This is a genomic window from Marisediminicola sp. LYQ134 (assembly GCF_046599635.1).
GTDB lineage: Bacteria > Actinomycetota > Actinomycetes > Actinomycetales > Microbacteriaceae > Marisediminicola.
In genome coordinates this window covers 773,382-796,221 of record NZ_JBKIWP010000001.1, presented here as the reverse complement: position 1 = coordinate 796,221, position 22,840 = coordinate 773,382, and the positions used below count along the sequence as shown (strand labels likewise).

At 67.2% G+C, this 22,840-nt stretch carries 22 protein-coding genes and 4 tRNA genes; 5 read left to right on the top strand and 21 right to left on the bottom strand.

From position 1 onward, the window contains the following. Positions 1-24: 24 nt before the first annotated feature. The 3 genes from ACLHIH_RS03905 to ACLHIH_RS03895 all read right to left on the bottom strand — a co-directional run bounded on the left by ACLHIH_RS03905 (position 25) and on the right by ACLHIH_RS03895 (position 2,548). Positions 25-261 carry a hypothetical protein gene (locus ACLHIH_RS03905; protein WP_411315391.1) on the bottom strand — a complete coding sequence of 79 codons (237 nt, stop codon included), beginning with the start codon at positions 259-261 and terminating at the stop codon, positions 25-27. 133 nt (positions 262-394) lie between these two features. Next, a complete protein-coding gene (gene rpsD / locus ACLHIH_RS03900; RefSeq protein WP_411315390.1) occupies positions 395-1,024 on the bottom strand; it encodes a 30S ribosomal protein S4 in 630 nt (209 codons plus the stop codon). Between the two features lie 189 nt (positions 1,025-1,213). Next, positions 1,214-2,548, bottom strand: coding sequence for a replication-associated recombination protein A (locus tag ACLHIH_RS03895; RefSeq protein ID WP_411315389.1), 1,335 nt, complete (start codon positions 2,546-2,548; stop codon positions 1,214-1,216). A 118-nt stretch (positions 2,549-2,666) separates the two neighbouring features. Here ACLHIH_RS03895 and ACLHIH_RS03890 point away from each other — a divergent pair, with 118 nt between their 5' ends. The 3 genes from ACLHIH_RS03890 (at position 2,667) to ACLHIH_RS03880 (ending at position 5,467) form a co-directional block, all read left to right on the top strand. Then, positions 2,667-3,470: a peptidylprolyl isomerase gene (locus tag ACLHIH_RS03890; RefSeq protein ID WP_411315388.1), complete on the top strand. Its 804-nt coding sequence runs from the start codon at positions 2,667-2,669 to the stop codon at positions 3,468-3,470. Between the two features lie 83 nt (positions 3,471-3,553). After that, positions 3,554-4,783, top strand: coding sequence for a DUF349 domain-containing protein (locus ACLHIH_RS03885; RefSeq protein WP_411315387.1), 1,230 nt, complete (start codon positions 3,554-3,556; stop codon positions 4,781-4,783). 93 nt (positions 4,784-4,876) lie between these two features. Beyond that, positions 4,877-5,467 (top strand): type IV toxin-antitoxin system AbiEi family antitoxin, encoded by a 591-nt coding sequence (locus tag ACLHIH_RS03880; protein ID WP_411315386.1) that lies wholly within the window; start codon positions 4,877-4,879, stop codon positions 5,465-5,467. Here ACLHIH_RS03880 and ACLHIH_RS03875 read toward each other — a convergent pair. The 17 genes from ACLHIH_RS03875 to ACLHIH_RS03795 form a co-directional block, all read right to left on the bottom strand. Continuing rightward, entirely contained in the window at positions 5,464-7,719 is a 2,256-nt protein-coding gene (locus ACLHIH_RS03875) for a RelA/SpoT family protein (protein WP_411315385.1), read from the bottom strand. The two genes, ACLHIH_RS03880 and ACLHIH_RS03875, sit on opposite strands and share 4 nt — an antisense overlap. Before the next feature lie 99 nt (positions 7,720-7,818). Further along, positions 7,819-8,172: a rhodanese-like domain-containing protein gene (locus tag ACLHIH_RS03870; protein ID WP_411315384.1), complete on the bottom strand. Its 354-nt coding sequence runs from the start codon at positions 8,170-8,172 to the stop codon at positions 7,819-7,821. Then, a complete protein-coding gene (secF, locus tag ACLHIH_RS03865) occupies positions 8,169-9,155 on the bottom strand; it encodes a protein translocase subunit SecF (protein ID WP_411315383.1) in 987 nt (328 codons plus the stop codon). Before secF ends, ACLHIH_RS03870 begins: the two co-directional genes overlap by 4 nt. After that, the gene (gene secD, locus ACLHIH_RS03860) at positions 9,155-10,900 is read right to left on the bottom strand and encodes a protein translocase subunit SecD (protein WP_411315382.1); all 1,746 of its coding nucleotides are present in this window, start codon (positions 10,898-10,900) and stop codon (positions 9,155-9,157) included. The genes secF and secD overlap by 1 nt, the downstream gene beginning before the upstream one ends. A 92-nt stretch (positions 10,901-10,992) precedes the next feature. Further along, positions 10,993-11,424: a preprotein translocase subunit YajC gene (locus ACLHIH_RS03855; RefSeq protein WP_411315381.1), complete on the bottom strand. Its 432-nt coding sequence runs from the start codon at positions 11,422-11,424 to the stop codon at positions 10,993-10,995. A 116-nt stretch (positions 11,425-11,540) separates the two neighbouring features. Further along, positions 11,541-12,545: a Holliday junction branch migration DNA helicase RuvB gene (ruvB, locus tag ACLHIH_RS03850; protein ID WP_411316305.1), complete on the bottom strand. Its 1,005-nt coding sequence runs from the start codon at positions 12,543-12,545 to the stop codon at positions 11,541-11,543. Between the two features lie 47 nt (positions 12,546-12,592). Beyond that, positions 12,593-13,207 (bottom strand): Holliday junction branch migration protein RuvA, encoded by a 615-nt coding sequence (gene ruvA / locus ACLHIH_RS03845; protein ID WP_411315380.1) that lies wholly within the window; start codon positions 13,205-13,207, stop codon positions 12,593-12,595. Then, positions 13,204-13,794 (bottom strand): crossover junction endodeoxyribonuclease RuvC, encoded by a 591-nt coding sequence (gene ruvC, locus ACLHIH_RS03840; protein ID WP_411315379.1) that lies wholly within the window; start codon positions 13,792-13,794, stop codon positions 13,204-13,206. The genes ruvA and ruvC overlap by 4 nt, the downstream gene beginning before the upstream one ends. Before the next feature lie 8 nt (positions 13,795-13,802). Next, the gene (locus ACLHIH_RS03835; RefSeq protein ID WP_411315378.1) at positions 13,803-14,561 is read right to left on the bottom strand and encodes a YebC/PmpR family DNA-binding transcriptional regulator; all 759 of its coding nucleotides are present in this window, start codon (positions 14,559-14,561) and stop codon (positions 13,803-13,805) included. A gap of 101 nt (positions 14,562-14,662) precedes the next feature. Further along, positions 14,663-15,265: a hypothetical protein gene (locus ACLHIH_RS03830; RefSeq protein ID WP_411315377.1), complete on the bottom strand. Its 603-nt coding sequence runs from the start codon at positions 15,263-15,265 to the stop codon at positions 14,663-14,665. Between the two features lie 66 nt (positions 15,266-15,331). Further along, positions 15,332-15,928 carry a pyridoxal 5'-phosphate synthase glutaminase subunit PdxT gene (gene pdxT / locus ACLHIH_RS03825; RefSeq protein WP_411315376.1) on the bottom strand — a complete coding sequence of 199 codons (597 nt, stop codon included), beginning with the start codon at positions 15,926-15,928 and terminating at the stop codon, positions 15,332-15,334. Then, complete coding sequence (gene pdxS, locus ACLHIH_RS03820; protein WP_411315375.1) at positions 15,918-16,820, bottom strand: pyridoxal 5'-phosphate synthase lyase subunit PdxS; 903 nt, start codon at positions 16,818-16,820, stop codon at positions 15,918-15,920. The genes pdxT and pdxS overlap by 11 nt, the downstream gene beginning before the upstream one ends. Before the next feature lie 99 nt (positions 16,821-16,919). Continuing rightward, the gene (locus ACLHIH_RS03815; RefSeq protein ID WP_411315374.1) at positions 16,920-17,480 is read right to left on the bottom strand and encodes an HIT family protein; all 561 of its coding nucleotides are present in this window, start codon (positions 17,478-17,480) and stop codon (positions 16,920-16,922) included. Next, a complete protein-coding gene (thrS, locus tag ACLHIH_RS03810; protein ID WP_411315373.1) occupies positions 17,477-19,435 on the bottom strand; it encodes a threonine--tRNA ligase in 1,959 nt (652 codons plus the stop codon). The genes ACLHIH_RS03815 and thrS overlap by 4 nt, the downstream gene beginning before the upstream one ends. Before the next feature lie 229 nt (positions 19,436-19,664). Further along, positions 19,665-19,736 (bottom strand) — tRNA-Val (locus ACLHIH_RS03805). 41 nt (positions 19,737-19,777) lie between these two features. Beyond that, positions 19,778-19,851: transfer RNA gene (locus ACLHIH_RS03800), tRNA-Cys, on the bottom strand. 49 nt (positions 19,852-19,900) lie between these two features. Further along, positions 19,901-19,972, bottom strand: a tRNA-Gly gene (locus ACLHIH_RS03795). A 125-nt stretch (positions 19,973-20,097) separates the two neighbouring features. Between ACLHIH_RS03795 and ACLHIH_RS03790 the strand changes: the two genes are divergently transcribed. Both ACLHIH_RS03790 and ACLHIH_RS03785 read left to right on the top strand, forming a co-directional pair. Continuing rightward, positions 20,098-20,170, top strand: a tRNA-Val gene (locus tag ACLHIH_RS03790). 169 nt (positions 20,171-20,339) lie between these two features. Continuing rightward, on the top strand, positions 20,340-21,887 hold the full coding sequence (locus ACLHIH_RS03785) for an NCS1 family nucleobase:cation symporter-1 (RefSeq protein ID WP_411315372.1): 1,548 nt from the start codon (positions 20,340-20,342) through the stop codon (positions 21,885-21,887). A 63-nt stretch (positions 21,888-21,950) separates the two neighbouring features. Here the strand turns inward: ACLHIH_RS03785 and ACLHIH_RS03780 are convergent, their stop codons facing one another. After that, complete coding sequence (locus ACLHIH_RS03780) at positions 21,951-22,793, bottom strand: aldo/keto reductase (protein WP_411315371.1); 843 nt, start codon at positions 22,791-22,793, stop codon at positions 21,951-21,953. Positions 22,794-22,840: the final 47 nt, after the last annotated feature.

The window sequence follows — 22,840 nt, the reverse complement described above, 5'->3', positions numbered from 1 at the left end:
TGGGTGGGGTGGGTGAGAGGGAGGTCAGCGGCGCGGCGCAGAGGCGTCGGCGGCGTCGGCGGCAGCGTCGGCGATGTCATCGACGGCGTCACGGAGTTCGGCTTCGCGCGAGCGGTAGCCGTCGACGACGGCATCACGGAAGGCTGTCGTCGTGGCATCGACGTCGGCGAAGAACGCCCGACCCGCCGGCGTCTTGTTGATCCGATGCGCGGCGGCGAAGCCGAGCACGACCCCGATCAAGACCAAGAGTGCGCTCTTCATGAGGTGTGTCCTTCAATCGTGGCTAACGGTGCGCCGACCAGCTTACTGGCCGACTCTTGAGCGTCGCTCGAGCCCCTTAACGACAGCGAGAGCGGGCTGCCCGAAGGCAACCCGCTCTCGCACGGTGGTCGGATCAGCGAGCCGCGTAGTACTCGACGACGAGCTGGACTTCACACGTCACGGGCACTTCGGCACGCTTCGGGCGACGCACGAGGCGCGCCTGGAGCTTGTCGATCTCCACCTCGAGGTACGCGGGCACCTTGGGGAGCACGTCCTGGTGCGCGCCGGCGGCGGCGACCTGGAAAGGCTCCATGCCCTCGCTGCGGGCGTGCACGTGGATGAGCTGGCCCTCCTTGACGCGGAACGACGGGCGGTCGACGCGCTGTCCGTCGACGAGGATGTGGCGGTGCACGATGAGCTGGCGAGCCTGCGCGGTCGTGCGAGCGATTCCCGCGCGAACGACGAGAGCGTCGAGGCGCATCTCGAGGAGCTCGACGAGGTTCTCACCCGTCAGGCCCTTGGCGCGGCGAGCTTCCTCGAACGCGATCTTGAGCTGCGCTTCGCGGATGCCGTACTGGGCACGCAGACGCTGCTTCTCGCGAAGACGCACGGCGTAGTCGGAGTCGGTCTTGCGCTTGGTGCGGCCGTGCTCACCCGGAGCGTACGGACGCTTCTCGAGGTACTTGGCTGCCTTCGGCGTGAGGGCGATGCCCAGCGCGCGCGAGAGACGGGTCTTGCTACGAGTACGTGACTTAGTAGACACGGTTTCCTTTCGGTACAGAGATCATCGGTCTTCAGCAGGCTCCCGGGCACGCGAGTGCGTCTCGGGAAAATAGAAGAGGGATGTGCCGCGGGTACCGTCCGGCTAAAGAACGCTTCCCATTCAGAAGGACCGAAGCAGCAGCCGTGCGCGAAAGTCCCCTGTAGGCGGAGTAAATACTAGCACGCGCGGTCAGCGTCCCCGGGTGATCCTGCGGAGCTTCTCGAGCCGCGCCGACACGTCCCGCTCGTTGCCGTGGTCGGTCGGCGAGTAGTACTCGGTTCCGACGAGAGGATCGGGCAGATACTGTTGCTCCACGACCCCGACATCGGAGTCGTGGGCGTAGCGATAACCCTTGCCGTGTCCGAGTCGCTTGGCGCCGGGATAGTGCGCGTCGCGGAGGTGCTTTGGCACTCGCCCGAAGTCTCCGGCGCGCACATCCGCGATGGCCCTGTCGATGGCGAGGTAGGAGCGGTTCGACTTCGGAGCCGTCGCGAGGTAGGTCACGGCCTCGGCGAGCGGGATGCGCCCCTCGGGCATGCCGATGAGCTGCACGGCGTCGGCCGCCGCGACGGCGATGACGAGCGCGTTGGGGTCGGCCATGCCGATGTCTTCGGCGGCGCTCACGATGATGCGCCGCGCAATGAAGCGCGGGTCCTCCCCCGCCTCGATCATGCGCGCGAGGTAGTGGATGGCCGCGTCGACGTCCGACCCCCGCACCGACTTGATGAAGGCGCTGATGACGTCGTAGTGCTCGTCTCCGTTGCGGTCGTAGCGCAAGAGGGCACGGTCGACGGCGGTCGCGACGATCTCGGCGGTGATCACGGGAGCACTCTCGCCGTCTCCCGTCGACGACGCCGATTGCGCTGCGGCCTCGAGGGCGGTGAGGGCGCGTCGTGCATCCCCCGAGGCGAGACGGATGATGGTCGCCCGCGCCTCGTCGTCGAGCGCGACCTTGCCCGCGAGCCCGCGGTCGTCGCTCACAGCGCGGTCGACGAGAGTGCCGAGGTCGTCGTCGGAGAGCGGCTCGAGGGTGAGGAGCAGCGAGCGGGAGAGCAGAGGGGAGATGACCGAGAACGACGGGTTCTCCGTCGTCGCGGCGACGAGGATGACCCAGCCGTTCTCGACCCCGGGCAAGAGCGCGTCTTGCTGCGCTTTCGTGAACCGGTGGATCTCGTCGAGGAAGAGCACGGTCGAGACGCCGAAGAGATCGCGCGACGACATCGCCTCGTCCATCACCTGACGCACGTCGCGCACGCCGGCGTTGACCGCAGACAGTTCGACGAACTTGCGGCCCGAACTGTGGGCGATGGCTCCCGCGAGAGTCGTCTTGCCCGTGCCGGGAGGACCCCAGAGGATGACCGACACCGAACCGCGCTCCCCCGTCGTGTCGCTCGCGAGGCTCACGAGCGGCGATCCGGGCGTCAGGAGGTGCCGCTGACCGGCGACCTCGTCGAGGCTGCGCGGCCGCATGCGCACGGCGAGCGGTGTCGCACCGCCACGCAATCCGAGCTGGGCGTCGACCATGGGGCCATGGTAGTTCGATGCACCGACGTCGTCGTGCGGGCGCCTCGTTCCGAGAGCACCGCGCAGGGCGGGCGCTACTGTTCTGAGGGCGACATCGGCCAGGCGACGGAGGTAGACAGTGGCACAGGGCAAGAGCACCGACCGAGCGGCGCGAGAGCGGCTGAGGCTCTACCGGGCGCGGCAGACGGTGCACGTGCACCAGGTCGAGCGGCGCAGACGCGACAACCTCCTCGCCATCGCCGCGGTCGTCGTGGTCGTGACCCTCGCCACGATCGGTCAGGTCACCTACTTCACGTCCGGACCGGGGGCGCCGGATGCGGAGGCGAGCGAGAGTGCGTCGGAGGATGCCGCGCCCGACGCGAGCGGGATCGAGACGACGGGCGACGTGCCCTCGATCGAGATCGCCGAGGGTCGCGAGTGGACGGGAACTCTCGAGATCAACGACGTCGACCTCGGCATCCGTCTCGACGGCGAACTCGCCCCGCAAGCGACCTCGGTCTTCATCTCCCTCGCTCGGGAGGGCTACTACGACGGCAACGAGTGCCACAGACTCACGTCGAGCGAGTCGCTCAAGGTCCTGCAGTGCGGGCAACCGTCGCTCGACGGTCCCGCGGCTCCCGACTTCTCCTACGGCCCGCCCGAGAATGCACCGGATGACGGGGGCTATCCCGCGGGAACCCTCGCGATGGCTCGAGCCGAATCGCTCACGAGCCAGACGACCCAGTTCTTCGTGACCTACGAGGATTCGGTCATCGACCCGAGCGCCGGGGGATACACGGTCTTCGGTCAGGTCACGAGCGGACTCGACGAGTTCGTCGCGGCTGTCGCGAGCGCGGGCGTCGAGCCCGCCGACGACGGATCGGCCCGATCCGACGGACCACCCGTCGTGCCCGCGACGATCGGCTCGATAACTGTCGAGTGACGACGCCGAGGTCGAGCGCGCCATGCCATTAGTCTTGGAGTCGGCCGCTGACCCCGGACGGCCCGAGCAGCAAGGTGAGTCTTTTGGCGAGTAACGATCAGGCACCATGGGGCCGCGTCGACGAGACGGGCACCGTCTACGTCCGCGAGGCCGAGGGCGAGCGCGCTGTCGGGCAGTACCCCGACGGCACCCCGGAAGAGGCGCTCGCCTACTTCGAGCGCAAATTCTCTGAGCTCGCCGGTCAGGTGACCCTGCTCGAGCAGCGACTCAAGCGAGGCACGGCCGTCGCGGATGTCGCGAAGACGATCTCGGCGCTCAGCGCGTCGATCGCCTCGGCGAACGCCGTCGGTGACCTCGCGTCGCTCCAGCGCCGCATCGACGCTCTCGGCGGAGCCGTCGGCGAGATGGTGGAGAAGCAATCGGCCGAACAGAAGGCCGCGGTCGACGCCGCAATCGTCGAGCGTGCCGCACTCGTGGCCGAGGCGGAGGCCCTCGCAGCGCAAGACCTCGCGAAAGTGCAGTGGAAGCAGACCGGCGCGGCTCTCGACGACGTCTTCGCGCGCTGGCAGAAGCACCAGCAAGAGGGTCCCCGACTTCCGAAGAACGAGTCGAACGAGCTGTGGAAGCGATTCCGCGCGGCCCGCACGACGATCGAGACCAACCGCAAGGCGTTCTTCTCCGAGCTCGACTCGGTGCACAAGGATGCGCGCGGCAAGAAGCAGGCTCTCGTCGAGCGCGCCGAGGCGCTTGTCTCGAGCGGAACGAGCGGCATCCCGACCTACCGCCAGCTGCTCGACGAGTGGAAACTCGCCGGTCGCGCGGGCAAGAAGTTCGACGACGCACTGTGGGCCAAGTTCAAGGCTGCGGGAGACGTGCTCTACGCAGCCAAGGCCGAGGTCGACGCGAAAGACGACGAAGAGTTCGCCGGCAACTACGAGCAGAAGCTCGCGTTGCTGACCGAGGCGGAGCCTCTCCTCGCCGAGAAGGACCGCACGAAGGCGAAAGAGGCCCTGCTCTCGATCCAGCGCCGCTGGGACACGATCGGCAAGGTGCCTCGCGACAAGGTCAAGACGGTCGAAGAGCGCTTGCGCAAGGTCGAGGCCGCGGTGCGCAAACTCGACGAGGAGCACTGGGAGCGCAACAACCCCGAGCGCAAAGCGCGCTCGGAGGGGCTCGCGAGCCAGCTCCACGACGCCATCGCGAAACTCGAGCGTGAGCTCGACGACGCGAAGTCGACGGGCGACACGGCGGCGATCGCCCGTGCTCAAGAGGCTCTCGACGCTCGCAAGGTGTGGCTCGACGCGATCGGCTGACCCCGGCCGGGCCGTTCTCCACAGCCATCGGGCGCGTCCACAGTTGCGCGACGGTGTCGTTCGGGCGGCTGATGAGCGCTCATGCTCGACCGCATGGCCCGAATCATCCCCTCCGTCTTCGACACCTCCGACTTCTCGCACGCCGAGCTGAGCGCCGCGAGGCTCGACGGCGAGATCGTCGCTGTCGACGAGTGCTGGCAGGTCATCGACGAGCACGGTGACCCGCTTGCCCGTGCCCGCTCTCTCGCCCGCGTGCTTCCGCCGCGTGTCATCGTCGAGCGCCTCTCCGCAGCGTGGGTGCTCGGCGCGATCGACGACCCGCCCGCGGTCCACGAGGTGTGCGTCGACAGTGCCGCGCGCTACAGCAGACTCGGCTTGCCGCGGCTGCGCATCCGCGAGGTCGTCATCACGTCGACCGAGATGAGCTCTGTCGGGCCCGTGCGTGTCACGAGTCCGCTGCGCACCGCGGTCGACCTCGTGCGATTCTCCCCGAGATTCGGCGAGACCGAGCGGTCGATCGTCGCACGACTCGTGGAGATCGGGGGCTTCAGCCTGGGTGACGTCGAGGCGAACCTCGATGCGCGCCGCAACCTCCCGGGCAAACTCCTCGCTCGCGAGCGGATGCGATCGGTGTTCGATGAGAGCCTCACGCCGCCGCTCGCATCGGCGCGGCGCGAGGTCTAGCCCGCCGACACCCGATAGACGTCGTAGACGGCGTCGATGCGTCGCACGGCGTTGAGCACCCGATCGAGGTGGGTCGTGTCACCCATCTCGAAGACGAAGCGACTGATGGCGAGGCGGTCGCTCGAGGTCGACACGGTCGCCGACAGGATGTTGACGTGGTACTCGGAGAGCACCCGGGTGACGTCGGAGAGCAGTCCCGAGCGATCGAGTGCTTCGACCTGGATCTGCACGAGGAAGATGCTCTTCGACGAGGGCGCCCACTCGACGTCGATCATGCGCTCCGGTTCGTGCTCGAGCGACGCGACGTTGTGGCAGTCCGCCTGGTGAACCGAGACACCGGCACCGCGCGTCACGAATCCGACGATCGGGTCACCTGGCACGGGGGTGCAGCACTTCGCGAGTTTCACGAGGATGTCGGGGGCACCGCGCACGAGCACGCCGGAATCGCTGTTGCGGAGCTGCTTCGACTTTCCGCTCGTCGGAATCGTGAGCTCGGCGTCTTCGGTCTCCGCCTCGGTGTTGATCGACGCGAGCAGTTTCTCGAGCACCGACTGGGTCGACACGTGACCTTCGCCGACCGCGGCGTAGAGCGACGAGACGTCGTCGTAGCGCAAGTGCGAGGCGACCTCGCTGAGTGAACTCTGGCTCATGAGCTTCTGCAGGGGCAGGTTCTGCTTGCGCATGGCGCGGGCGATGGCATCCCGGCCCTGCTCGATGGCCTCGTCGCGACGCTCCTTCGTGAACCACTGCTTGATCTTGTTGCGCGCCCGAGGGCTGCGCACGAAATTGAGCCAGTCCTGGCTCGGGCCCGAGTCGGGGTTCTTCGAGGTGAACACCTCGACGACGTCGCCGCTGTTGAGCGAGGTCTCGAGGGGGACGAGGCGCCCGTTGACCTTCGAGCCCATCGTGCGGTGCCCCACCTCGGTGTGGACGGCGTAGGCGAAGTCGACCGGCGTCGCTCCCGCGGGCAACCCGATGACCTTCCCCTGCGGGGTGAAGACGTAGACCTCTTTCGCACCGATCTCGAAGCGCAGCGAGTCGAGGAACTCGCTCGGGTCGACCGTCTCCGCTTGCCAGTCGCTGATGTGGGCGAGCCACGCCATGTCGCCATCGGCGGAGCCCTCGGCGGCGACCACTTTGCCCCCGTTGACCCGCTCCTTGTACTTCCAGTGCGCCGCGACACCGTATTCGGCGCGGCGGTGCATCTCCTCCGTGCGGATCTGGATCTCGACGGCACGACCGTTCGGACCGATGACCGTCGTGTGGAGCGACTGATAGAGGTTGAACTTGGGCGTCGCGATGTAGTCCTTGAACCGACCGGGAATCGGTGTCCAGCGGGCGTGGATCGCGCCGAGCACCGCGTAGCAGTCTCGCAACGAGGAGACGAGAACGCGGATGCCGACGAGGTCGTAGATCTCGTCGAACTCGCGGCCGCGCACGACCATCTTCTGGTAGATCGAGTAGTACTGCTTGGGGCGACCCGCGACCTTGCCCTTGATCCTGTTGACCTTGAGGTCGTCGGTGACGGAGTCGATCACGTTCTGCACGAACTCTTCGCGCTGCGGCGTGCGCTGTTTCACGAGACTCTCGATCTCGACGTAGAGCTTCGGATAGAGCACCGCGAACGAGAGATCTTCGAGCTCCCACTTGATGGCCTGGATACCGAGCCTGTGGGCGAGAGGCGCGTAGATCTCGAGGGTCTCCTGCGCCTTGCGCTTGGCCGAGGCGGATTCGACGAACCCCCACGTGCGCGCGTTGTGCAAGCGGTCGGCGAGCTTGATGACGAGCACGCGTATGTCTTTCGACATCGCGACGACCATCTTGCGCACCGTCTCGGCCTGCGCGCTGTCGCCGTACTTGAGCTTGTCGAGCTTCGTCACACCGTCGACGAGCATCGCGACCTCGTCACCGAAGTCGGCGCGCAGCACGTCGAGACTGTATGCGGTGTCTTCGACGGTGTCGTGGAGGAGTGCTGCGGCGAGGGTCTTGGGGCCGATGCCGAGGTCGGCGAGAATCTGCGCGACCGCGACGGGGTGGGTGATGTAGGGCTCACCGCTCTTGCGCTTCTGGCCCTTGTGGGCTTTCTCGGCGGTCGTGTACGCCCGCTCGATGATCGCGATGTCGGCCTTGGGGTGATGCACGCGCACGGTGCGGATGAGCTGGTCGACGGCCCCCGCGGGTTGCGCCCGGGAGAAGAGCCTCGGCAGGAGGGTGCGCAGTGGCGCGCTTTGCGGTGCCGTGGTCTCTGTCATGCGAAACGCTCCTCCCGAGCCAAAGTTAGCACCGCTCCGAGGCCGTCGATCGCGGGTTCGCTGTGGGCGGCACGCGACGCAACCGACCTCGGGTCACCCTCAGTCGACGGTCGGTGTCTCGCCGTTCTCCGAGACGATCTCGCCGCCGTCGGCGTGCCACGCGATCATCCCTCCCGCCACGGAGACGGCGTCGTAGCCGGCCCCGACGAGAGCACTCGTCACTCGGGCTGAGCGCTGCCCCGAGTGGCACACGACGAGGAGTCGCGTGTCGGCCGAGAGCTCGGTGACACGCTCGCTCAACTGCGACATCGGCAGCAGGCTCGCCTCGGGAGCGTGCCCCTTGTCCCACTCGTTCTGTTCGCGCACGTCGACGAGAACGCCGTCACCCGTGTCGATCGCGGAGCGGGCCTCGGCGGCCGTGACGGTGGGGATCGCCCCCGGTGCGTCGCTCATTCGGCTGCGACCTCTCGCGCCGCGAGTGCTCGTTCGTCTCGCGTCTTGATGCCGAGCTCGTTGCGCCGCATGTCGGAGTACAGGGGGGCGGCGACGAAGATCGTCGAGTAGGTTCCCGCGATGATGCCGACGAGCAGTGCGAGCGAGATGTCGCGGAGGGTGTCGGCGCCGAGAACGAACGATCCGATGAAGAGGATGGCTGCGACAGGCAGCGCCGCGACGACACCCGTGTTGATCGATCGGACGAGCGTCTGGTTGACCGCGAGGTTCACGGTGTCGGAGAACGTCGCGCGCGAGTCCGCGGCGAGCTCCGCCGTGTTCTCTCGGATCTTGTCGAAGACCACGACCGTGTCGTAGAGCGAGAAGCCCAGGATGGTGAGGAAGCCGATGACCGCGGCCGGGGTGACCTCGAAGCCCGCGAGGGCGTAGACGCCCGCGGTGAACACGAGGTCGTGGAGGAGCGCGACCATCGCCGCGACCGACATCTTCCAGGTGCGGAAGTAGAGCGCCATGGCTACGGCGGCGAGCCCGAGGAACACGAGGAGACCCCGGATGGCCTGGCCCGTGATGTCGGCACCCCAACTGGGGCCGACGAACGACGACGCGACGTCGTCGGCTGTCAGCCCGTATGACTCGGCGAGAGCGGCGGCGACCTCGCGAGTCTCGTCGTCGCTCAATTGCTCGGTCTGCACGCGGATGCCCGTGTCGCCCACCGTCGTCACGCGCGGCACCTGCTCGGGCACGACCTCGGCGACCGCTTCGGTCGCGGGAGCCGTGTCGGGGTCGCTCACGTTCGTCACCTGGAACTGCGACCCGCCGCGGAACTCGATGCCGAGGTTGAAGCCTCCACCGATGAGGGGGATCGAGATCGAGATGGCCATGACGGCAATGGCGATCGTGTACCAGAGCTTGCGTTTCGCGATGAACGGGATCGATCGCTTGCCGGTGTAGAGATCGTTTCCGAACTCGGTCAGGTTCGCCATCAGGACTTCTCCCCCGTCGTCGGGCGTGCCGGTTTGTTGGAGGCGCTCGCCTCGGCGGCTTCCGCCGCTTTGCGTTCGGCGATCGACTGGCGACGTGCCGCCTCGCGCGTGCTCCCCGTGGGCTTCTTGGTGGTCGCGGCCACCGGGGTGCGGAACTGCGCCCGCCCCCGGTAGATCGCTCCGAGAGCGTGCGGGTCGAGACCGCTCCAGCGATGGCCACTCGAGAAGAACCTCGTGCGAGCGAGGAGTTGCATGAGCGGATGCGTGAAGAGGATGACGATGATGAGGTCGATGATGACGGTGATGCCGAGGGTGAAGGCGAAGCCGCGCACGTTGCCGATCGCGAGCACATAGAGAACGATCGCCGACAGGAGGGTCACGCCTTTGGCCGCGAGGATCGTGCGCAACGCGCGCTTCCACCCCGCCTCGACCGCGGACTCGAGGCCGCGCCCGTCGCGGAGCTCGTCTCGGATCCTCTCGAAGTAGACGATGAACGAGTCGGCGGTGAACCCGATCGCGACGATGAGCCCGGCGACACCCGCGAGGGACAGTCGGAATCCCTGCCTCCACGAGAGCACCGCGATCACGAGGTAGGTGAGAACACCCGCGACGATGAGCGAGGCGATCGTGACCGTGCCGAGGAGGCGGTACTGGAAGAGCGAGTACGCCGCCACGAGGATGAGCCCGATGATGCCCGCGATGATCCCGCTGCGGAGCTGGTCCGTTCCGAGCGTCGCCGAGATCGTGTCGCGACTCTGCACCTCGAAGCCGATCGGAAGCGCTCCGAATTTGAGCTGGTCGGCGAGGGCCGCCGACGTGTCCTGCGTGAACGAACCGCTGATGACCGCGCGCCCGTCGGTGATGACGTTGTTGGTCGACGGCGCCGTGATGACGCGACCGTCGAGCACGATGGCGAACTGGTTCTGAGCGCCCGTGAGAGCGTTGAGTCGTGTCGTGACGGCGGCGAACTGGTCGGCACCCTCGGAGTCGAACTCGATGTTCACGCCCCACACGTTGGTCGCGATCCCCTGGCTGTTCGGTACGAGGCTGCTGCTCGCATCGGCGATGCTCTCGCCCGAGATTTCGGCGGGGCCGAGGATGTACTTGAACGACGCGGTGTCGTCGCACGTCACGAGGGGTTCGTCGACGGGAGCGACGTTGAGCGCGAGCTGATCGACGGCGGCGCAATCGAAGTTCGTGAACTCGTCGATCAGGGCGGGTGTGACGTAGTTGAGGTCGCTCGCATCCGTCGGGCTCACGCTCGGCGTCGCCTCGAGGTCGGTCGGTGCCGACTCGCTCGGTGACGGCGACGCCTCGGGGTCGTCGCCCTCTCCGACCGAACTCGTGGGAGCCACGTCGGTGACGAGAACGGGGCGGAACTCGAGTTTGGCCGACGACTCGATGCGGTCGAGGGTCTGCTGGTCCGGCACGCCGGGGATAGCGACGACGACGTTCTGTGCGCCCTGCGTGCTCACTTCGGCTTCGGACACCCCGCTCGCGTCGATGCGCTGGCGGATGATGCCGACCGCCTGCTGCAGTTGCTCGGAGGAGACCTCCTGGCCTTCGCCGAGCTGCGGCTCGAGGATGATCTGCGTTCCGCCCTGGAGGTCGAGAGCGAGTCTCGGAGACCAGCTGCCGTTGGAGAACAGAGCTCCCCCGGCGTTGGCGACGGTCAGAAGCGCGGTGATGACGAGTAACCACGTCAGAGAACGCCACGCCTTTCGGGCCGTTGTCGATCTTGCCACTGTTACTCAGCTTTCTCTCTGCACGGTGCGCACCGCGCACGGAACACGTGCAGTCCGCCCTCGATCAGACGAGGGCCTCCATCAGGGTAGTGCTACTCGTCGACGCGCTTGGTCCGCGGGCCGTCGGTCGTGCTGTCGGGGTCGACGCGCTCACCGAAGTCCGGCTCGATCGCTCGCGACGAGCGAGTGTCGTCGACGACGATCTCACCCTTCTCGTCGAGCACGACGTCGTCGGAGACATCTTCCGACTCGTCGATCTCGGGAACGGTGTCGTAGTCCGCGATCTTGAGGATGGTCTGGCGGTGGATCTTGACGGTGCTTCCCGGCGAAGTCTCGAGCGTCACGAGGTTGCGCTCCTCATCCATCTCCACGATCGTGCCGTAGAGACCGAAGTTGGTCATGACCTCGACCCCGGGAACGAACTGGGTCTGGCGCTCTTCGGTGTCGCGGCGGCGCTTACGCCCCTGGAAGACCTGGAACACGATGAATGCTCCGAACAGGATGGCGATGAAGATGAGTTCCATGAAGAGAACGACCCTTTCCGGGGTTGCGATGGGGACGGCGACCGCGTCGGCGTGATCTGTGCGGTCGGTCAGGTTGAATTATAGATCAGCGCTCCCGCGCGTCCGTCTCTGGCCGTTCAGTCCGCCGCGGGGACGTCGGCCGTCGGCGTGAGCCCGAAGTGGCGCCACGCGAGCCTCGTTGCGACGCGACCGCGCGGGGTGCGCGTGAGCAGCCCGATGCGCACGAGGAACGGTTCGACGACCGACTCGATCGTCTCCGACTCTTCGCCGACCGAGACGGCGAGGGTGTTGAGGCCGACGGGGCCCCCGTCGAATCTCTCGAGGATGATGCGCATGACGGCACGGTCGAGCCGGTCGAGACCCAGTTCGTCGACGTCGTAGAGCGAGAGGGCGCCGTGGACGGCGTCGAGCCCCGCCCCCGTGTCGTGCACGAGGGCGTAGTCGCGCACGCGGCGGAGCAAGCGGTTGGCGATCCTCGGGGTGCCTCGGCACCGACCCGCGATCTCGGCGAGAGCGGCTCGATCGACGGGCAGGTCGAGAAGGGCTGCGGCACGTTCGAGCACTCTCTCGAGCTCGGAGTCGGAGTAGAACTCCAGGTGGGCGGTGAACCCGAACCGGTCTCGCAGCGGGTTCGGGAGCAACCCTGAGCGGGTCGTCGCCCCCACGAGCGTGAACGGCGCGAGATCGAGCGGAATGGATGTCGCGCCCGCCCCCTTACCGACCATGATGTCGATGCGGAAGTCCTCCATCGCGAGGTAGAGCATCTCTTCGGCAGCGCGCGCCATGCGATGGATCTCGTCGATGAAGAGGATCTCGCCGGGCACGAGCGACGAGAGCACCGCGGCGAGATCGCCCGCGTGCTGGATGGCGGGGCCGCTCGACATGCGCAGCGGCCGACCGCTCTCTTCCGCGACGATCATCGCGAGGGTCGTCTTGCCGAGACCGGGAGGGCCGGCGAGGAGGATGTGGTCGGGGGTGCGGTTCTGCAGCGTCGCCGCCTGCAGCAGCAACTGCAGCTGGGCGCGCACCTTCGTCTGTCCGACGAACTCGGAGAGTGTCTTCGGCCGCAACGCGCCCTCGAAGGCGAGTTCGGCTTCGGACTCCGGCGTCGGACGCACGATCGCGTCGGGGCCCTCGAACCCCGCGGCGTCGCTCGAGGTCTCGCGCGTCACGAGCGGGCTCCCTGCGGGCCGAGTCGCGCGAGCGACGCACGGAGGAGCACGGGAACCGTGGCGGCCGCGAGGTCGGGATCGTCTCCGAGAGCGTCGGCGACAGCGATCCCGGCGACTCTCTCCTGCCACCCCAATCCGACGAGCGCGACGACGACATCGTCTGCTGCCGTCGCCGGGGCGGCGACCGCCGTTCTCGCGGGGCTCGGCGCAGTGATCGCGATCTTGCCCGTGAGTGACAAGACGATGAGTTTGGCGGTCTTGGGCCCGATGCCCGAGACCTTGCGGAACGCGGAATCGTTCTCGGTCGCGACGGCGGTCGCGACATCCGACGCCGTCATCGCCGCGAGCACGGCCATGGCCGACTTGGGCCCGACCCCCGTGACGCCGCGCAGGAGGTCGAACACCGCGAGTTCGTCGGTGTCGGCGAACCCGTAGAGCGAGAGGTCGTCTTCGCGCACGATGAGAGCGGTGCGCACCGTCGCCGTCGCCCCCGCGTGGAGTGACGCGGCGTGTGCGGGAGTCACGGTGACGGCGAGACCGATGCCTCCGACCTCGATGACGACGGATGCGCCGCTCGAGGTGAGAACGGTGCCGCGGACTGACGAGATCATCGTGCCAGCCTAGAGTCGCGCGGAGGGGACGCCGCGCCTCTCTCGGCGGCGCGCCACGCCGCTTGAGCCGGCGTGAGGGCGGCGCTCCCGGCAGGGTTCGCAGGGAGCGCTGCTCCGCTCCAGGCGTGGCAGATCGCGATCGCGAGGGCGTCGGCGGCGTCGGCGGGTTTCGGCGGTTCGGTGAGACCGAGGATGCGCGCGACCATCGCCCCGACCTGCTTCTTGTCGGCCGACCCGTAGCCCGTGACCGCCGCCTTGACCTCCGACGGAGTGTGCAGTCCGACCTCGAGGCCGCGCTTCGCGGCCGCGTGCAGAGCGACACCGCTCGCTTGGGCCGTGCCCATGACCGTGCGCACGTTGTGTTGCGCGAAGACACGCTCGAGAGACACCGAGTCGGGCGACCACGTGTCGAGCATGTCGTCGATGCCCGAACCGATGAGCAGCAGACGCTGCGCGAGCGCGAGCCCCGGGTCGGAGCGGATGACACCCACGGCGACGAGAGTCGCCCGCCGGTTCGGGTGCACGTCGACGACGCCGACACCGCATCGCGTGAGCCCCGGGTCGATTCCGAGCACGCGCACGGTCATCGGTTCGGCTACTCCTCGTCGAGCTGCGCGAGCACCTCGGCGGGCACGTCGTAGTTGCCGTAGACGTTCTGCACGTCGTCGTTGTCTTCGAGGGCGTCGACGAGGCGGTAGACCTTGCGCGCCGTGTCGGCGTCGACCTCGACGAGGAGCCCGGGCACGAACTCGATGTCCGCCGACTCGTAGTCGATGCCGGCCTCCTGCAGCGCCGTGCGGGTCGCGACGAGTGAACCCGGATCGGTCACGACGTCGAAGCCTTCACCGCGATCGGTGACCTCTTCGGCGCCGGCGTCGAGCACGGCGGTGAGTACGTCGTCTTCGGTGAGGCCCTCCGTCTTGCGCACCGCGATGACACCCTTGCGGCTGAAGTTGTAGGCGACGCTTCCCGGGTCGGCGAGAGTGCCGCCGTTGCGCGTCATGATGGCGCGCACATCCGCCGCGGCACGATTGCGGTTGTCGGTGAGGCACTCGACCATGAGTGCCACGCCGTTGGGGCCGTAGGCCTCGTAGATGATGGTCTGGTAGTCGACCGCTTCACCGAGCTGACCGGAGCCGCGCTTGACGGCGGAGTCGATGTTCGAGTTCGGTACCGACGTCTTCTTCGCCTTCTGGATGGCGTCGACGAGGGTCGGATTGCCCGCGAGGTCAGCGCCGCCGATCTTCGCGGCGACCTCGATGTTCTTGATGAGTTTGGCGAACGACTTGGCACGGCGCGAGTCGATGATCGCCTTCTTGTGCTTCGTGGTCGCCCACTTGGAGTGGCCTGACATGTGTCTCCTCTGCAGCCTGCTTTGTGCGTGTCCAGTGTACCGAGGCTCGCAGACTCGGCCCGCGGTATCGCCGGTTCGGCGGCGCGCGCTCGCGGAGCTCGTCAGGGGATCTTGACGCCCGCGTGCTGCAGGGTGATCGCCGCGAGGGCACGGATGGTCTCCGGATCCCGGTCGCGCCACCCCTCGATCGCCGGCCGGTCGAGGGAGAGGATCTGCGCGGTGTCCGCGTTCGCGAGCGCACGGAACGCGAGCAACTCCATCCCGCCCGCGAGCCGCGTCGTCTTCGCCGCGGCGGTGGCGCGGCGGGCGAACGCGAACCTCGTGACCCACCAGAGTCTGGCGATGACGAGAATGGGCACGACGGCGATGAGCACCCCGAGGGCGACCGCGAGATTGTCGATGAAGATCTGCTGGTCTCGGCCCGCCGATTCGAGCGCTCCCCCGGCGCCGCTCGCCCCGTCGAACGGATCGCGCACGCCGCCGCCGACGAGCGGGATCGAGCCGACGGCGTCGGCGGCATCCGCCATCGTCTGTCGCAAGCCCGCGCCGGCTTCCTCGACCGTGACACCGAACTGCGCGAAGGCGCGGATGATTCCCGCGACGGTGACGCCGCTGACGATCGCGATGACCGCGAGACCGAGGCACACGACGTCGGCCGTGATCTGACGGGAACGAGCGAGGGCGAAATCGGAGTAGAACTTCATGGCCCCACTATGACCGACCGCTCGAGAACCCGCAGATCGTGCGTCAGCCGCCTCGTGTCACGACGGTCAGCGCTCGGCGATCATCCTCAGAAACAGTTCGTGGAAGCGGGTCTCCCCCGACATCTCCGGGTGGAACGACGTGCCGAGGAGGTTGCCCTGCCGTGCGGCGACGATGCGTCCGTCGGCGAGGGTCGCGAGCCGGTCGACCGACTCGCCGGCCGTCTCGATCACGGGGGCACGGATGAAGACCGCGTGCACCGGTGCCTCCCCGACCTCCGGGATGTCGAGGTCGGCCTCGAAGGACTCGGTCTGCTCACCGAACGCGTTGCGCCTCACGGCGACGTCGAGTCCCCCGAAACTCTGCTGGCCCGAGATCGGGTTGACGATCGTGTCGGCGAGCATGATGAGCCCCGCGCAGGTGCCGTAGACGGGCAGCCCGTCGCGGATGGACTCGCGGATGGGCTCGGCGAGACCGAAATTGCGCGAGAGCTTGTCGATGACCGTCGACTCGCCACCGGGGATCACGAGACCGTCGATCTCGTCGAGCTCGCTCGCCCGCCGCACGGTGCGCGACGTGACGCCGAGCCCGGTGAGAACGGCGAGGTGTTCCCGGAAGTCGCCCTGAAGGGCGAGCACGCCGACGGTCGGGGTGTTACCAGCCACGCTCGGCGAGACGGTGCGGTGCGGGGAGGTCGGAGACGTTGATCCCGACGATCGCCTCCCCGAGCCCGCGCGACGCGTCCGCGATCACGGCGGGGTCGTCGAAGAACGTCGTCGCCTTCACGATCGCCGCGGCGCGCGCCACGGGGTTGCCCGACTTGAAGATGCCCGAGCCGACGAAGACGCCGTCGGCTCCGAGCTGCATCATCATTGCGGCATCCGCGGGGGTGGCCACTCCCCCGGCGGTGAAGAGCACGACGGGGAGTTTGCCCGTGCGCGCGACCTCTTTGACGAGGTCGAACGGCGCCTGCAGCTCCTTGGCCGCGACATAGAGCTCGTCGTCGCTCGTGGCCGTGAGGGCTGCGATCTCGCGCTTGATCGTGCGGATGTGCTTCGTGGCCTCGGAGACGTCGCCCGTGCCGGCCTCGCCCTTCGAGCGGATCATCGCGGCACCCTCGGTGATGCGTCGGAGCGCCTCGCCGAGGTTCGTCGCGCCACACACGAAGGGAACGGTGAAGTTCCACTTGTCGATGTGGTTGACGTAGTCGGCGGGGCTCAGCACCTCGGACTCGTCGATGTAGTCGACCTTGAGGGCCTCGAGGATCTGAGCTTCGACGAAGTGGCCGATGCGTGCCTTCGCCATCACGGGGATGGACACGACGTCGCGGATGCCCTCGATGAGGTCGGGGTCGCTCATGCGCGAGACTCCGCCCTCGGCACGGATGTCTGCGGGGATGCGCTCGAGCGCCATGACGGCGACGGCCCCCGCGTCTTCGGCGATGCGCGCCTGCTCGGCGTTGACGACGTCCATGATGACACCGCCCTTGAGCATCTCGGCGAGGCCTCGTTTGACCCGGCTCGTGCCGACGGTTTCGGTGTTCGTGTTGTCGCTCATGGTGGGCTCATTCTAGCTCTCGGGTGCTGGGCGTCTGCCGCCGAACCCCCGTGTGTGACGTCCGGAGTAGACGGCCGGCCGGGAGTCGGCCGGACGGGGTCAGGAAACGGGCCAGGCCTCGGCGATGCTGCGGCGTACATCCCCCAGAAGTTGAGGGAGCGCCTTCGTCTTCGCGATGATCGGGAAGAAGTTGGAGTCGTGGGCCCAGCGCGGCACGATGTGCTGGTGAAGATGGTCGGCGATGCCGGCTCCCGCGAGCTTGCCCTGGTTCATCCCGATGTTGTAGCCGTCGTTGCGCGAGACCGTCTTGATGACGCGCATCGCCGTCTGCGTGAGGCTCCCTATCTCCGCGACCTCCTCGGGGGTCGCCTCGTCGTAGGTGGCGACGTGACGGTAGGGACACACGAGTAGGTGCCCGCTGTTGTAGGGGAACAGGTTGAGCAGCACGAAGGCGTGCTTCCCCCGCGCCACGATGAGGGCATCCTCGTCGGACATCGTGGGGGCGACGCAGAACGGGCACGCGTCGGGAGCCGGCTGTTGCCCCGTCTCGATGTAGACCATGCGGTGCGGCGTCCACAGGCGCTGGAACTCGTCGGGCACTCCCGCGAGCTCGGACGACCAGTCGATGCGCACGTCGTCGTCGAGGGGTGGCACGGTCACACCTGCACCTTGTCGGCGATCGCGGCGGTGATGCGCGCGATCGCGTCGTCGACCGGCACGCCGTTCTCCTGGGTGCCGTCGCGGAATCGGAAGCTCACGGCACCGGCCGCGCGATCCTCTTCGCCCACGATGAGCTGGAACGGCACTTTCGCTTTCGTGTGGGTGCGGATCTTCTTCGGCATGCGGTCGCTCGAGTGGTCGACCTCGGCGCGCACGCCTTTCGCGCGCAGCTGAGCGATGACCTCGTCGAGGTAGGGGCCGTAGTCCTCGGCGACCGGGATGCCCACGACCTGCACGGGGGCGAGCCACACCGGGAACGCGCCGGCGTAGTGCTCGAGCAGGATCGCGAAGAATCGCTCGATCGAGCCGAGAAGCGCGCGGTGGATCATGATCGGCTGCTGGCGGGTGCCGTCGGCGGCGGTGTACTCGAGGTCGAACCTCTCGGGCTGGTTGAAGTCGAGCTGCACCGTCGAGAGCTGCCACGTGCGCCCGATGGCGTCGCGCGCCTGCACCGAGATCTTGGGTCCGTAGAACGCGGCACCCCCGGGGTCGGCCACGAGCTCGAGGCCCGACTCGGTCGCGACCTCGCGCAGGGTCTCGGTCGCGTCATCCCACAGTTCGAGCGACCCGACCGACTTCTCGGGGTTGCGGGTCGAGAGCTCGAGGTAGAAGTCGTTGAGGCCGTAGCCGCGCAGGGTCTCGAGAACGAACTCGAGCTGGCTCGCGATCTCGGTCTTCACCTGATCGGGCGTCACGTAGATGTGAGCGTCGTCCTGGGTGAGTCCGCGCACGCGGGTGAGGCCCGAGAGGGTTCCGCTCTTCTCGTAGCGGTACACCGTGCCGAATTCCGCGAGACGCAGGGGCAACTCGCGGTAGCTGCGCCCGCGAGCACGGTAGATGAGGTTGTGGAAGGGGCAGTTCATCGGCTTGAGGTAGTAGTCCTGGCCCTGCCGAGTGATATGGCCGTCGGCATCCGTCTCTTCGTCGAGGTGCATCGCCGGGAACATGCCGTCCTTGTACCACTGCAGGTGACCGCTCGTCTCGAAGAGCGACCCCTTGGTGATGTGGGGCGAGTAGACCTGCTCATAGCCGTTGGCGATGAGCCTCTCGCGCATGTAGTTCTCGATCTCGGCGCGGATGATGCCGCCCTTGGGGTGGAAGACCGCGAGACCCGAACCGATCTCGTCGGGGAACGAGAACAGGTCGAGTTCGCTGCCGAGCTTGCGGTGATCGCGCTTCGCGGCCTCCTCGAGACGGGTCTGGTAGGCGCGAAGCTCGTCTTTGGTCGGCCACGCCGTGCCGTAGATGCGCTGCAGCTGCGGGTTCTTCTCCGACCCGCGCCAGTATGCGGCGGCCGTGCGCATGAGGGCCGCACCGTTGCCGATCATGCGCGTGTTCGGCAGGTGGGGTCCGCGGCACAGGTCTTTCCAGACCGTCTCGCCCGTCTTCGGGTCGACGTTGTCGTAGATCGTGAGCTCTCCCGCGCCGACCTCGACCGACTCGTTGTCTCCGCCCTCGGCCGCCGCACCCTTGAGGCCGATGAGCTCGAGCTTGTACGGCTCGTCGGCGAGCTCGGCGCGCGCCTCGTCTTCGGTGACGACGCGACGCACGAAACGCTGGCCGGCACGGATGATGCGGTCCATCGCTTTGTCGATCGCTTTGACGTCGTCGGGGGTGAACGGCACGGCGACGTCGAAGTCGTAGTAGAAACCGTCGGCGATGGGCGGCCCGATGCCGAGCTTCGCCTCGGGGTTGATGGTCTGCACGGCTTGCGCGGTCACGTGGGCGGCGGAGTGCCGGAGGATACTGAGCCCGTCGGGCGAGTCGATGGCGACGGGTTCGACCGTGTCATCCGGCCCCACCGTCGTTGCGAGGTCGACGAGCTCTCCGTTGACGCGCATGGCGACGATCGATCGGTCGGTGAAAAGCTCGAAGCCGGTGTTCGCGGAGGTCATTCCCCCAACTTTAGTGCGGGGGCGGGGGTGCGCCGCGCGGGGTGTCGATGAACGACGAAGGCCCCGGAACTCGCGTTCCGGGGCCTTCGTGTGTGTGAGCGATACCGGGATCGAACCAGGACGGTCGTCTCGGGGAGATCGCGAAGCGATCGACGACGACCGTCGGTCGCCGGCTCGATCCACCAATGACGAAGGCCCCGGAACTCGCGTTCCGGGGCCTTCGTGTGTGTGAGCGATACTGGGATCGAACCAGCGACCTCTTCCGTGTCAGGGAAGCGCGCTACCGCTGCGCCAATCGCTCAAACTCGTGTTCAGTTATGTGCTGCTGTGTCGAGGCATTTCTGGAGGTGGCGACGGGATTTGAACCCGTGTGGACGGCTTTGCAGGCCGCTGCCTCGCCTCTCGGCCACGCCACCATGAGTGATTTCTCACTCCACGCGAACCTGCCACGTGAGACTTGACTCGAGCGGATGACGAGATTCGAACTCGCGACCCTCACCTTGGCAAGGTGATGCGCTACCACTGCGCCACATCCGCTTGCTCGCATTTCTGCGTGCGTTGAAGACTCTAGCCCACGTCGAGAGCGAGAGCCAATTCGTGACGGCCGTGTCGCGAGAGTGTGGCTGACGACCCCGCGAGTTGTGGCAGGATTGGAGCCGTCAGGGCGATTGGCGCAGTTGGTAGCGCGCTTCCTTCACACGGAAGAGGTCATCGGTTCGAGTCCGGTATCGCCCACACTCCTTTCATCTCCTTCTGCCGGAGCCGTTCCGTTCGGCGTTCCCCATCGTCACGCGGGTGTTACATCCGCGAAACCACGCGCCGGAGTTCGAGGGCTAGCGTGACGCGCAACGCCGATGACGTCGTCGACCTGCACGATCCAGTCCCCCTCACGCTGGAGGCTTCCATGACCGCGACCGCCCCCGTCGACGACTTCGACACGCACGCCGGATCCGACCCGCACCCGGGCCTGTACAACGACGACCTCGCCCCGCTCCCCCGCGAGAAACGTCGGTGGGGCGCATTCGAGTTCTTCAACGTCTGGACCAACGACGTGCAGAGCCTCGCCGGTTACACCCTCGCGGCGAGCCTCTTCATCACGGCGGGCATCAGCGGATGGTGGGTGTTCGCGGCGATCATCCTCGCCGGTGTCTTCGTGAACTTCCTCGTCAACCTCACGGGCAAACCGAGCGTGAGATACGGCATCCCCTACGCGGTCATGGCGCGCTCGAGCATGGGGGTGCGCGGCGCGCAGTTCCCCGCCGTCATCCGCGGCATCGTCGCGATCTTCTGGTACGGCGCGCAGACCTATTTCGCCTCGACCGCCGTCGCACTCGCCATCAACGCCGTCATCGTCACGCCACCCGAGGCGACGTTCATGGGGATGACGTGGGTCGATTGGGTGTCCTACGTCTTCGTCGCGGGTCTGCAGGTGGTGCTGTTCCTCAAGGGCATCGCCTGGATCGAGAAGTTCTTGAACTTCGCCGGCCCCGCCGTCTACATCGTGATGATCGCCCTGCTCATCGCCATCTGGGTGCAGGCGGGCGACCGGTTGATCCCCGCCGTCGGGTCGATCTTCACGAGCGCGTCCGTCGAGGGTTGGGCGGCCGTCGGGGCGTTCTTCGGGGTCATCGGCACGATGATCGCCTATTTCTCGGCGGTCATCATCAACTTCGGTGATTTCGCCAGGTTCTCCCGCACGGAGAAGTCGATGAGGCGCGGCAACTTCTACGGGCTCCCCGTGAGCCTCACGTTCTTCACCTTCCTGAGCCTGTTCACGACGGCGGGCGCGTACATCGTGCTGCAGGGCGGCGAGGGCGAACCGCTCACCAACCCGGCGGAGATCGTCGGGCTCGTCGGCAACGTCGCCCTCACGATCGTCGCCGCCGTGACCTTCGTGATCGCGACCATCGGCATCAACCTCGTCGCCAACTTCATCCCGCCCGCCTACGACCTCTCGAACCTCGCGCCGCAGCGCATCAGCTTCCAGACGGGCGGATACCTCACCGCCGCCCTCGGGTTCGTCGTCGGGGCGCTCTGGGTCGCGACGATCAGTCAGATCGGTCTGCCGGCGTTCGTCGACACCCTCGGGGCGATCCTCGCCCCGCTCTACGGGGTGCTCGTCGCGGATTACTACGTCGTGCGCCGACGCTCGGTGAAAGTCGACGATCTGTTCACGATGCGCGCCGACGGACGGTACTTCTACCAGAGGGGGTGGAACATCCGTGCTCTCGTCGCGGTCGGGGTCGCGGCGATCTTCTCCATCGCGGCGGTGTGGGTTCCCGTGCTCGTGGGGCTCCGCGGGTTCGCCTGGGTCATCGGAGCCCTGCTCGGAGCGATCCTCTACACGCTCGTGATGTGGTCGTACCGGCCTCGGGCCGACGTCGCAACCGGTGGGATGCCTCCGTCCGAATCCACTCCGGCAGACGCGCTCCCCGAGAAAGCGTCCGTCTGAACGACGAAGCGGATGCTGCGCCCCGAGGTCCGGGACGCAGCATCCGCTGTGGGTTGTCGCGCGCTACTTCTTGGGGTACTGCGTGAAATCGGCGGTGTCGGGATCGGCTCCGATGCGTCCGCCGGACTCGAGCGCGTCGATCTGGGCGAGCTCGTCGAGGGTCAGCGAGACGTTCGCCGCCGCGAGGTTCGACTCGATGCGCTCGGGTGTCACCGACTTGGGGATCACGATGCGCCCCTGCGCGAGGTGCCACGCGAGAACGATCTGCGCCGGCGTGGCATCGTGCGCCGTCGCGAGCGATGTGACGATGTCGCTCTCGAGGTCGGCCCCCTGCCCGAGCGGGCTGTATGCCTCGATCTCGATGTCCCGTTCGATGGAGAAGGTCGACAGGTCGGCCTGCTGAAAGGTCGGGTGCACCTCGATCTGGTTGACCGCGGGAACCGTGTCGGTCGCGCCGAGGAGCTCCTCGAGGTGGTGCGGCAGGAAGTTCGACACACCGATGGCGCGAATGAGCCCTTCGGCGTAGAGCTTTTCGAAGGCACGCCACGTCTCGACGAAGAGCCCGTGCTTCGGGTAGGGCCAGTGGATGAGGTACAGGTCGACGAAGTCGGTGCCGAGCTTCGCGCGGCTGTCTTCGAACGCCGCGAGGGTGCTGTCGTAGCCCTGGTCGCCGTTGCGGAGTTTCGTGGTCACGAAGATGTCTTCGCGCGGCAGTCCCGATGCGGCGATCGCGGCGCCGACACCCTCCTCGTTGTAGTAGCCCGCCGCGGTGTCGACGTGGCGGTAGCCCTTCTCGAAGGCGAGTTCGACGACTTTCTGCGTCTCGTCTGGCGGAGTCTGGAAGACACCGAGACCCAGCTGAGGGATGGTGACGCCGTTGTTGAGGGTGATGAGAGGTACCGTCATTGAGCTTGCTCCAATTCGTTGCGTACCTCCATTCGATCTGCGACACG